This is a genomic window from Streptomyces huiliensis (assembly GCF_020037025.1).
Lineage (GTDB): Bacteria > Actinomycetota > Actinomycetes > Streptomycetales > Streptomycetaceae > Streptomyces > Streptomyces huiliensis.
The window spans coordinates 1-9,463 of the sequence record NZ_JAIQLH010000303.1 but is presented as its reverse complement, the minus strand read 5'-3'; the positions used below and the strand labels follow the sequence as shown (position 1 = coordinate 9,463).

At 72.4% G+C, this 9,463-nt stretch carries 11 protein-coding genes and 1 riboswitch; of the genes, 8 read left to right on the top strand and 3 right to left on the bottom strand.

The window, feature by feature from the left end:
* Nucleotides 1-441 (top strand): sensor histidine kinase (locus JNW98_RS31795; RefSeq protein WP_223771770.1); only part of this gene is annotated, 441 nt, incomplete at its 5' end.
* A gap of 40 nt (nucleotides 442-481) precedes the next feature.
* Here JNW98_RS31795 and bcp read toward each other — a convergent pair.
* Nucleotides 482-949 (bottom strand): thioredoxin-dependent thiol peroxidase, encoded by a 468-nt coding sequence (gene bcp / locus JNW98_RS31790; protein ID WP_223771769.1) that lies wholly within the window; start codon nucleotides 947-949, stop codon nucleotides 482-484.
* A 171-nt stretch (nucleotides 950-1,120) separates the two neighbouring features.
* Between bcp and JNW98_RS31785 the strand changes: the two genes are divergently transcribed.
* The 3 genes from JNW98_RS31785 to JNW98_RS31775 all read left to right on the top strand — a co-directional run bounded on the left by JNW98_RS31785 (nucleotide 1,121) and on the right by JNW98_RS31775 (nucleotide 2,382).
* Complete coding sequence (locus tag JNW98_RS31785; protein ID WP_223771768.1) at nucleotides 1,121-1,441, top strand: DUF3618 domain-containing protein; 321 nt, start codon at nucleotides 1,121-1,123, stop codon at nucleotides 1,439-1,441.
* Nucleotides 1,442-1,640: 199 nt separating this feature from the next.
* Entirely contained in the window at nucleotides 1,641-1,943 is a 303-nt protein-coding gene (locus JNW98_RS31780) for a GroES family chaperonin (protein WP_051072711.1), read from the top strand.
* Between the two features lie 21 nt (nucleotides 1,944-1,964).
* Nucleotides 1,965-2,030, top strand: a riboswitch (guanidine-III (ykkC-III) riboswitch).
* A 31-nt stretch (nucleotides 2,031-2,061) separates the two neighbouring features.
* Nucleotides 2,062-2,382, top strand: coding sequence for a DMT family transporter (locus tag JNW98_RS31775; RefSeq protein WP_223771767.1), 321 nt, complete (start codon nucleotides 2,062-2,064; stop codon nucleotides 2,380-2,382).
* A gap of 69 nt (nucleotides 2,383-2,451) precedes the next feature.
* Here the strand turns inward: JNW98_RS31775 and JNW98_RS31770 are convergent, their stop codons facing one another.
* The gene (locus JNW98_RS31770; RefSeq protein ID WP_372459368.1) at nucleotides 2,452-4,731 is read right to left on the bottom strand and encodes a transglycosylase domain-containing protein; all 2,280 of its coding nucleotides are present in this window, start codon (nucleotides 4,729-4,731) and stop codon (nucleotides 2,452-2,454) included.
* Between the two features lie 307 nt (nucleotides 4,732-5,038).
* Between JNW98_RS31770 and JNW98_RS31765 the strand changes: the two genes are divergently transcribed.
* Genes JNW98_RS31765 through JNW98_RS31750 form a run of 4 tightly spaced genes read left to right on the top strand, consistent with a single transcriptional unit; the run spans nucleotide 5,039 to nucleotide 8,306 of the window.
* Nucleotides 5,039-5,839: an ABC transporter permease gene (locus tag JNW98_RS31765; RefSeq protein WP_223771766.1), complete on the top strand. Its 801-nt coding sequence runs from the start codon at nucleotides 5,039-5,041 to the stop codon at nucleotides 5,837-5,839.
* Between the two features lie 52 nt (nucleotides 5,840-5,891).
* Nucleotides 5,892-6,656, top strand: a complete 765-nt coding sequence (locus JNW98_RS31760; RefSeq protein WP_223771771.1) for an ABC transporter permease — start codon at nucleotides 5,892-5,894, stop codon at nucleotides 6,654-6,656.
* A gap of 2 nt (nucleotides 6,657-6,658) precedes the next feature.
* Nucleotides 6,659-7,648 (top strand): ABC transporter ATP-binding protein, encoded by a 990-nt coding sequence (locus tag JNW98_RS31755; RefSeq protein ID WP_223771765.1) that lies wholly within the window; start codon nucleotides 6,659-6,661, stop codon nucleotides 7,646-7,648.
* 25 nt (nucleotides 7,649-7,673) lie between these two features.
* On the top strand, nucleotides 7,674-8,306 hold the full coding sequence (locus JNW98_RS31750; protein ID WP_223771764.1) for a DUF1707 SHOCT-like domain-containing protein: 633 nt from the start codon (nucleotides 7,674-7,676) through the stop codon (nucleotides 8,304-8,306).
* 195 nt (nucleotides 8,307-8,501) lie between these two features.
* On the opposite strand, the gene JNW98_RS31745 is transcribed toward JNW98_RS31750, so the two are convergent.
* Nucleotides 8,502-9,463, bottom strand: a 962-nt coding sequence (locus JNW98_RS31745) for an SGNH/GDSL hydrolase family protein (RefSeq protein ID WP_223771763.1), incomplete at its 5' end; no start/stop codon positions are given.

The following is a 9,463-nucleotide window of genomic DNA, read 5'->3' as shown; positions in this document are numbered from 1 at the left end:
GTGAAGCGGGCGCGCGGCCAGCGCGGGGTGGACGACGTGGCGGTCGAGGTGGTCGGCGAGGGCCGCATCGTGGCGACCGACGCCCGCCGGGTCGAGCGGATCCTCGTGAACATCCTGGCCAACGCGGCCAAGCACGGGAAGCCGCCGATCGAGGTGCGGGTGGAGGGCACCCGGATCGTGGTCAGGGACCACGGCGGCGGCTACCCGCCGGAGCTGGTCAGCCAGGGGCCGCGGCGGTTCCGTACGGCCGCCCCCGAGCGGGGCACCGGGCACGGCCTCGGCCTGACGATCGCCGTGGGCCAGGCGGCGGTGCTGGGCGCCCGGCTGGAGTTCGGCTCGGCGGAGGGCGGCGGCGCGCAGGCCGTCCTCGACCTGCCGGAGGCCGAGGACGAGCCGGAGGACCGTCCCGTGGTGCGCGGGGAGGAGGCGTACGGGCGGTGAGCGCCGGGCGTACGACCGGCAAGCCGGGCGCCTCGGGACCTCAGAGCCCCAGGTCCTTGATGATCTTCGCGACGTGGCCGGTGGCCTTGACGTTGTACAGGGCGCGCTCGACCTTCCCCTCCTCGTCGACGATCACGGTGGAGCGGATGACGCCGGTCACGGTCTTGCCGTAGAGCTTCTTCTCGCCGAAGGCGCCGTACGCCTCCAGGACCTTCTTCTCCGGGTCGCCGACGAGGGTGACCCGCAGCTCCTCCTTCTCGCGGAACTTCGCGAGCTTCTCCGGCTTGTCGGGCGAGACGCCGATGACGTCGTAGCCGTGGCCCGCGAGGAACTCCAGGTTGTCCGTGAAGTCGCAGGCCTGCTTGGTGCAGCCGGGGGTGAGGGCGGCGGGGTAGAAGTAGACGATGACCTTGCGGCCCTTGCGGTCGGCGAGGGAGACCGGCCGGCCGTCGGCGTCGGGCAGGGTGAAGGCGGGGGCGGTGTCACCGGGCTGGAGTCGCTCGCTCATGGTTCTCCTGTGCTTCGGGGCGGTGGGCGGGTCTGCCGGTGACCGAGCCTAACGACCCCTGACGACCACAGGGCGGGCCCACCGGGGGTGCCATGGGGCGGGGCGCCGAGCGAACTGACAGACTGTTGTCATCACTCGTCATCACTCTTATGAGACTACGGAGGCAGCGCGGTGCCGGAAGCCAGGACCCCTGCGCAGATCGAGGCGGACATCGCCCGCAGGCGCAGCGAGCTCGCCGTGACGCTCGACGAGATCGGTGTGCGGATGCACCCCAGCACGATCATCGGCGACGCGAAGGCGAAGGCGGCCTCGAAGGTGGACCACACCCTCGGGCGGGCCTGTGCGATCGCGAACCGGGTGGTCTCGGACGTGCGGGCGCAGTTCGTGACGGACGAGGGCGTGCCGCGCCTGGAGCGGATCGTTCCGGCGGCGATGCTGGCCGTCGGCGTCGTCGGTCTGCTGACGGTCTCCTCGCGCCGCGGCAAGAAGTAGCGCGCGCCCGTAGGCGTCCGCGACGGCCGGTAGCCGATCGTGACGGCCGGGCGGCGGTCCGTGGTGGAAGGGCTCTCGTCCGGGCCGGGCGGCCTTCTCCCGGCCGGGAGCCTCCCCGGGTCCGGTCTCACGGGCCCGCCGGTGCGGGTAACGTCGTGGCGTGCGTACGAACACGACCCACGACAAGCTGCCCATCCGGATGCTGCACGACCGCGTGCTGGTCCGGACCGACATCCCCGAGGGCGAGCGCCGCTCCAGCGGCGGCATCGTCATCCCCGCGACCGCGGCGGTGGGCCGCCGGCTGGCCTGGGCGGAGGTCGTGGCCGTGGGCCAGAGCGTGCGCACGGTGGAGCCCGGCGACCGGGTGCTCTACGACCCCGAGGACCGCGCCGAGGTCGAGGTCCGCGGCGTGGCCTACGTGCTGATGCGCGAGCGCGACCTGCACGCGGTGGCGGCGGAGCGGCTGGAGGGGTCGGACGACTCCACGGGCCTGTACCTGTAGCCGGTTCCCGGCGACGGGCCGTTTGCTACCGTCGGAAGGGAACCCCGACGAGACGCGCCGTACCGGGTCAGGACAAGACGACGCACCCCTGGAGAAGCGATTCCACGGAGGTGCCGTCATGGCATGGGTCCTGCTCGTCGTCGCCGGCCTGCTGGAGGTCGGCTGGTCCGTCGGCATGAAGTACACCGACGGCTTCACCCGGCTCTGGCCGAGCGTCTTCACGGTCGCGGGCATCGTGGCCAGCATGCTGCTGCTGTCGCGGGCCGCCCGGACGCTGCCGATCGGCACGGCCTACGGCGTGTGGGTCGGCATCGGCGCGGCGGGCGCCGCCGTGCTCGGCATGACGGTGCTGGGCGAGTCGGCCGGCGCGGCCCGGATCTTTTTTGTCGTCCTGCTGCTGGTGGCCGTGGTCGGCCTCAAGGCGACGTCCGGCCACTGAGCCCTGTCCGCAGAGCGGAATGCCCCGGTCCTTCTTCCCAGGACCGGGGCATCGCGCTGTGCCGCCGGCTCAGTAGTCGTAGCCCAGCAGATCGTGCTCGCTGTTCCGCGCCTCGCGCCCCGGGTTCGGCCCGAGGGTGATGATCGGCAGCGAGGGCGGCCCGGTGGGCTCCGGCGGCTCCGGCGGGAACGACGGGCGCACCGGCCGCGACGGGGGCGCGGTCGTCGGGGGCCTGCGCGGGGGCGCGGTGGTGGGCGGGGGCGGACTGGCGGACGGCTCCGGGGGCGCGGAGGTGGCGGGCGGCTCCGGCGGCGGGCTCTCGGCGCCCTGCTGGAGCTCCAGGTCGAAGTCGTGCGCCGGAGTGCCCTCCAGCGCGTCGGCGGTGTAAGCGGCCCAGATCTGCGCCGGGTAACCGCCGCCGTTGATGCGGGGCAGCCCGGTGGCGCCGTACAGCGGCTTCTGCTCGCCGGTCTCGGAGTCCTGCCCCATGACGGCGACGACGGTGGCCAGGTCGGGGGTGTAGCCCGCGAACCAGGCGGCCTTGTCCTCCTCCGCGGTGCCGGTCTTGCCGGCCGCCGGCCGCCCCGCGGCGCGCGCGGCGGCACCCGTGCCGCCCGGACTCTCGACCACGCTCCGCAGCACGGAGGTGGTGGTGTCGGCGGCCTCCCGCGGGACGGCCTGCTTCCGCTCCCCCCGGTCGGGCAGCTGGAGCGTCTCGCCGCCCTTGGTGGCCTTCTCCACCAGCGTATACGGGCCGTGCCGGCCGTGGTTGGCGAGGGTGGCGTACGCCTGCGTCATGTCCAGCACACTGGCGGTGGCCGGGCCGAGGGCGATCGACGGGGACGCGGTCAGGTCGGGCGTCTTAGCGGGGACCCCGAGGGCGACGGCGGTGGCCTTCACCCGCGACGGGCCGACGTCCTCGGCCATCTGCGCGTAGACGGCGTTGACCGACAGGTCGGTGGCCTTGGTGACGGTGATGGGCCCGTAGCTGCGGTCGTCCTCGTTGGCGGGCGCGTAGCCGACGGGCCCGTCGGAGCCCTGCACCGGCCGCTTGTTCGTGCCGTCGTACACCGTGAACGGGGTGATGGCCCGGCCCTGCTGCGTGGTGGAGTCGTTCTGCACGGCCGAGGTGAAGACGAACGGCTTGAAGGTGGAGCCGACCTGGTAGTCGCGGCGCGTCGCGTTGTTGACGTACTGCCGGGTGTAGTCGATGCCGCCGTAGAGGGCGACGATCCGGCCCGTGCGCGGGTCGATGGACGCGCCCCCGGCACGGACGTAGGAGTCCGTCTTCCGGGCGTCGCTGAGCTCGTCCATCAGCTCGGACTGCACCGCGTCGGTGAACGCCTTCTGCTTCTCGCGGTCGATGGTGGTGGTGATGCGGTAGCCGCCGGCGGCCAGCGTCTGCTCGTCGACGATCTTGTTGCCGGTGAGGTAGTCCTTGACCGCTTCGACGAGGTACCCGCGCTGGCCGGACATGCCGAGCCGCGGCTTGCTCTTGCCGGGCGCCGGGAACTTCACCGCCGCCCGCTGCTCGCGGGTCAGCCACTTCTTCTTGACCATGCCGTCGAGGACGTAGTTCCAGCGGGCCACGGCCCGCGGCTTGTTCTCGGGGTGGGCGCCGACGTCGTACGCGCTGGGCGCGTTGAGCAGGGTGGCGAGGTAGGCGCCCTGGGCGACGTCCAGCTTGTCGGAGTCCTTGCCGTAGTACGCCTGGGCGGCGGCCTCGATGCCGTACGCGTTGCGCCCGAAGTAGCTGGTGTTGAGGTAGCCCTCCAGGATGTCGTCCTTGCCGGACTCGCGGTCCAGCTTGATGGCGATGAAGAACTCCTTCACCTTGCGGCTGATCGTCTGCTCCTGGCCCAGGTAGTAGTTCTTCACGTACTGCTGGGTGATCGTGGAGCCGGACTGCTTGCCCTTGCCGGTGACGGTGTTCCACGCCGCGCGGACCATCGCCTCGGGGTTGACGGCGGACTCGCTGTAGAAGTCGCGGTCCTCGGCGGCGAGCACCGCGTGCTGGACGGCCTTGGGGATGCGGCTGAGCGGGACGCTCTCCCGGTTGACCTCGCCGTCGCGGGCCAGCTGGGTGCCGTCCGCGTAGAGGAAGACGTTGCTCTCCGCGGTCGCCGCCTTGTTGGCGGCGGGGATGTCGACCAGCGTGTACCCGGCGATCAGGCCGCCCGCGATGAGGAGGACGACCAGCAGGAAACCGCCGAGCACCATGCGCCACGTGGGCAACAGCCGACGCCAGCCGGTGCGCTTGCGGGGGCGGGCGGCGTCGCCTCTCGGCGCCCAGCCCGGCGGGTCGCCACCCCTGGCACGGGTGCGGTGCTGTGACTGCTCGTCGCTCATCTTTCCCGGAACTCCTCGGCCCGTCGCCGGGGTTGTGCGGCCACGGCGGACGGTGTCGGTCAGGCGGTGCCGCACGCCCCGGCAACGCTGCCGTGCTTCCCGGAAGCACTGTCGCACCACCGGTCCCGGCCGGAGGGATCCAGCGCCCCCGTACGGCGCGGTCAGGGCCGTTCGGCGGCGGCCGACCACTCCGAGGGGTGAATAATCCATGGCACGGGACTGAGGGTTGCGGCTACGCTCCTGCGCTTCGGGTTCGGCCCGGCCGGTCGGCGGACTGACAAGGTTCAACGAGACGAGGGGGCGTGGGATGCGGCTGTACGCCGCCGTCGCGGTGAGCGGCTTCCGGCGGCACGCGACGTACCGGGTGGCCACCGCGGCCGGCGTGTTCACCAATACGGTCTTCGGATTCATCCTCGCCTACACGTTCATCGCCCTCTGGGACGAGCGCCCCCACCTGGGCGGCTACGACCAGGGGCAGGCCCTCACCTTCGTCTGGGTCGGCCAGGCCCTGCTGGCGGCGGTCTCCCTGATGGGCGGCGGCTTCGAGCAGGAGTTGCAGGAGCGCATCCGCAACGGCGACATCGCCGTCGACCTCTACCGGCCCGCCGACCTCCAGCTGTGGTGGCTCTCCGCCGACCTGGGCCGGGCCGGCTTCCAGCTGCTCGGCCGCGGGGTGGTGCCGCTGGCCGCGGGCGCCCTCTGCTTCGAACTCACGCTCCCCACCGCCCCCTTGCGCTGGCTGCTGTTCCTCTGCGCCGTCACGCTGGCCGTCGTCGTCGGCTTCGCCCTGCGCTACCTGATGGCGCTCGGCGCCTTCTGGCTGCTCGACAACGCCGGCGTACTCATGGTCGGCCAGCTGCTGAGCCTCTTCTTCTCAGGGATGCTGCTGCCGCTCACCGTCTTCCCCGGCACCTTCGGCGACGTGGCCCAGGCCCTGCCGTGGGCCGCCGTCTTCCAGGTGCCGGTGGACGTGCTGCTGGGCCGGTACGCCGGGACGGGCCTGGCGGGCGCCCTGGGCTTCCAGGCGGGGTGGGCGGCGCTGCTGCTGGCCCTGGGCCGGCTGACGCAGGCGCGGGCCACGCGGAAGGCGGTGGTCCAGGGTGGCTGAGCGTCTCGCGTCGTGGTCGCACGCCGTCCGCGCGTACCTGCTGATCGCCGGAATGTGGGTGCGCTCGACGATGACCTACCGGGCGTCGTTCGTCCTCATGGCCGTCGGCAACTGCCTCGCCAGTGCCCTGGACTTCGTCGCCATCCTGCTGATGTTCTCGCACATCGACGCCCTGGGCGGGTTCACGCTCCCCGAGATCGCGCTGCTCTACGGCGCGACCTGCACGTCGTTCGGCCTCGCCGACCTGATCCTGGGCAACGCGGAACGGGTGGGGCAGCGGGTGCGCGACGGTACGTTCGACACGCTGCTGGTGCGCCCGGTGCCCGTCCTCGCCCAGGTGGCCGCCGACCGGTTCGCGCTGCGCCGGCTGGGCCGGATCGCGCAGGGGCTGGCGGTGCTGGGCTGGGGCGTGGCCGCCGCGGACGTGGCCTGGACGCCGCTGAAGGCACTGTTCCTGCTGGTCACGGTGGTCGCCGGAGCGGCGATCTTCTGCGCCGTGTTCCTGGCCGGGGCGGCGTTCCAGTTCTGGGCCGCCGACGCCTCGGAGGTGGCGAACTCCTTCACCTACGGCGGCGTCACCATGCTCCAGTACCCGCCGACCGTCTTCGCCCGCGACCTGGTGCGCGGGGTGACCTTCGTCGTCCCGCTCGCCTTCGTCAACTGGCTGCCCGTCCTGCGGCTGCTGGGCCGGGACGACCCGCTGCACCTGCCCGGGTGGGTGTCGCTGTGCGGGCCACTGGTGGCGGTGCTGCTGCTGGGGCTGACAGGGCTGGTGTGGCGGGCGGGACTGAGAAGCTACCGGAGCACAGGAAGTTGACCATGGGCAAGGAACCGGCCACCGACGACAAGGCGTTCATCGAACTGGACGGCCTGGAGAAGGTCTTCCAGGTCCGCCGGCGCGCGGGGCTGCTGCGCCGGGAGCGCCGCGAGGTCCGGGCCGTCGACGGCATCTCCTTCCGGGTGCCGCGCGGCGAGATCGTCGGCTACATCGGCCCCAACGGCGCCGGCAAGTCCACGACCATCAAGATGCTCACCGGCATCCTGATGCCCAGCGGCGGCCGGCTGCGCGTCGCCGGCATCGACCCGACCCGCGACCGCACCCGGCTGGCCCGCCGCATCGGCGTCGTCTTCGGACAGCGCACCACCCTGTGGTGGGACCTGCCGCTGCGCGACTCCTACGGCCTGGTGCGCCGCATGTACCGCATCCCCGACGCCCGTTACCGCGCCAACATGGAACGCTGCGTCGACCTCCTCGACCTGGGCGACCTCCTCGACGTCCCCGTCCGGCAGCTCTCCCTCGGCCAGCGGATGCGCGGCGACATCGCGGCGGCCCTGCTCCACGACCCCGACGTGCTCTACCTGGACGAGCCGACGATCGGCCTCGACGTGGTCAGCAAGGCGAAGGTGCGCGGGTTCCTCCGCGACCTCAACGCCGAGCGCGGCACCACCGTCCTGCTGACCACCCACGACCTGACCGACATCGAGCAGCTGTGCGGCCGGGTGATGGTCATCGACCACGGCCGGCTGGTCTACGACGGCGCGCTGGACGGCCTGCACAAGGTGGGGGAGAGCGAGCGGATGCTCGTCGTCGACCTGGAACGCGAGCTGCCGCCGATCGACGACGTCCCCGGCACCCGCGTCGACCGGGTGGAGGGCCCCCGCCAGTGGCTCGCCTTCCCGGCCGCCCGCAGCGCCGCCCCCATCGTGGCGGCCGTGGCCGAGCGGTACCCGCTGGTCGACCTCTCGGTGCGCGAACCGGACATCGAGCAGGTCATCGCCCGGCTGTACGCGGATCGGCCGGGCCTCTGACCCCAACAGGGCCTAATCTGTGGTCATGACAAGCGAACGCCCTGAGATGCGCGCCTCCGACGCCGAGCGCGAGCGCGTCGCCGAGGCGCTGCGAACGGCCGTCGCCGAAGGCCGGCTGGACATGGACGAGTTCGGGGAGCGCCTGGACGCGGCCTACAAGGCCCGCACCCACGCCGACCTCGCCCCCCTCGTCCGCGACCTCCCACCCGCCGGCACCGGACTCGCCGTCCCGACGCCGGGCGCTCCCGCCGTGACCGACGAGAGCTGGGCGAGCCGCATCGGCGGAACGCCGTCGTCCAAGGGCGCCATCGCCGTCATGGGCGGCTTCCAGCGCCACGGCCGCTGGACCGTACCCCGCGTCTTCACCGCCTTCACCTTCTGGGGCGGCGGCCAGATCGACCTCCGCCAGGCACACTTCGAGGGTCGCGAGGTGACGATCCGCTGCATCGCCGTGATGGGCGGCATGGAGGTCGTCGTCCCCCCGGACCTGGACGTCCAGGTCAACGGCCTGGGCCTGATGGGCGGCTTCGACTCCAAGGGCGCGGGAGCGGGCTCCCCCGGCTCCCCCCGCGTCCGCATCACGGGCTTCGCTTTCTGGGGCGGGGTGGGCGTGACGCGGAAGAAGGAACGGACGTCGCTGAAGAAGGGCGAGGACTGACCCCCCAGCCCGTCCGGCGTTTGAGGACGCACGAGAAGCGCGTACTTACCCAACCCCCCCGCCACCCCCCACCCAGCCCGTCCGGCGTTTGAGGACAACCGCGCGGAGCGCGGTTTCGGGGGTGCGGGGGCGCAGCCCCTGCAAGAAACGGGAAGGGGCGGGACAGGGGCAATCCCCCCACCCACACACCGCCCGCTACAGAACGGCCACCGGCCGCCCCACCAACGCCCCGAGATCAAAAGCCTCAGCCATCCGCCGATACCCCGCATCATTCGGATGCAGCCGATCCCCACTGTCATAAGCAGGCAGCAACCGCTGCGGATCAGCCGGATCCCGCAACACCCGATCAAAATCCACCACGGAGTCAAACACCCGCCCCGAACGAATCTCCGCGTTGACAGCCAACCGCACAGGCTCCTGCCGCGCCGGCACCACCCCCAGATGCCCACCGAACGGCGTCAGCGTGGACCCGACGACCACCAGCCCCCGCGCATGCGCCCGCGCCACCAGCCGCCGAAGCCCGTCGACGATGCGCCGGGCGTCAAGCTGCTGTGGCCGCCGCAGGATGTCGTTCACGCCCAGCTCGACGACGACGGCCCGCACGCCCGTCCGCCCGAGCACGTCCCGGTCGAACCGGTCGAGCGCGCTCGGATTGTTGTGCGGCGCCCGGCCGCCGCGGTTGCTGAGCAGGATGCGATTGCCGCTAATACCCTCATTGAGCACGCCGTACCGCGGCGCCCCCGGCTCGGACCGCAGCCGAGCGGCCAGGAAATCGGGCCACCGCCGATTGGCACCCATCGTCGAGTTCACCCCGTCGGTGATGGAGTCACCGATGGCGACGACCGACCCCGTCGCCTGCGTCCCCCAGACGTCGAGCCCGGTGACGTACCGCCAATAGGGCGTCCGGACGGTGTACGCCGCACCACCGGCGTCCTCCGTCCGGTCACCGCGCGCGAGCCACGAGACCTGCCGGGCGTGCGGATGCAGCGTCACGGGCCCGGACGGAGCCGCCGCGTAGAGGGTGACGAGCAGGTCGGACGCGGGAGCGACGGCGAGCGGCACCGGATCGCTGACGGCCTCCTGCCCGGCGGGCACGCTCACCGCGGACCGCCCGCCGAACGACAGCCGCCGCATGGTCCCCGGGACCGCGGCGGCCG

Excerpts from the sequence above, each read along its gene's own strand:
- bcp (WP_223771769.1), bottom strand. The coding sequence starts at position 949 with ATGAGCGAGCGACTCCAGCCCGGTGACACCGCCCCCGCCTTCACCCTG.
- JNW98_RS31780 (WP_051072711.1), top strand. The coding sequence starts at position 1,641 with ATGCTGCACGACCGCGTGCTGGTCCGGACCGACATCCCCGAGGGCGAG.
- JNW98_RS31775 (WP_223771767.1), top strand. The coding sequence starts at position 2,062 with ATGGCATGGGTCCTGCTCGTCGTCGCCGGCCTGCTGGAGGTCGGCTGG.
- JNW98_RS31770 (WP_372459368.1), bottom strand. The coding sequence starts at position 4,731 with ATGAGCGACGAGCAGTCACAGCACCGCACCCGTGCCAGGGGTGGCGAC.
- JNW98_RS31765 (WP_223771766.1), top strand. The coding sequence starts at position 5,039 with ATGCGGCTGTACGCCGCCGTCGCGGTGAGCGGCTTCCGGCGGCACGCG.
- JNW98_RS31760 (WP_223771771.1), top strand. The coding sequence starts at position 5,892 with ATGTGGGTGCGCTCGACGATGACCTACCGGGCGTCGTTCGTCCTCATG.
- JNW98_RS31755 (WP_223771765.1), top strand. The coding sequence starts at position 6,659 with ATGGGCAAGGAACCGGCCACCGACGACAAGGCGTTCATCGAACTGGAC.
- JNW98_RS31750 (WP_223771764.1), top strand. The coding sequence starts at position 7,674 with ATGACAAGCGAACGCCCTGAGATGCGCGCCTCCGACGCCGAGCGCGAG.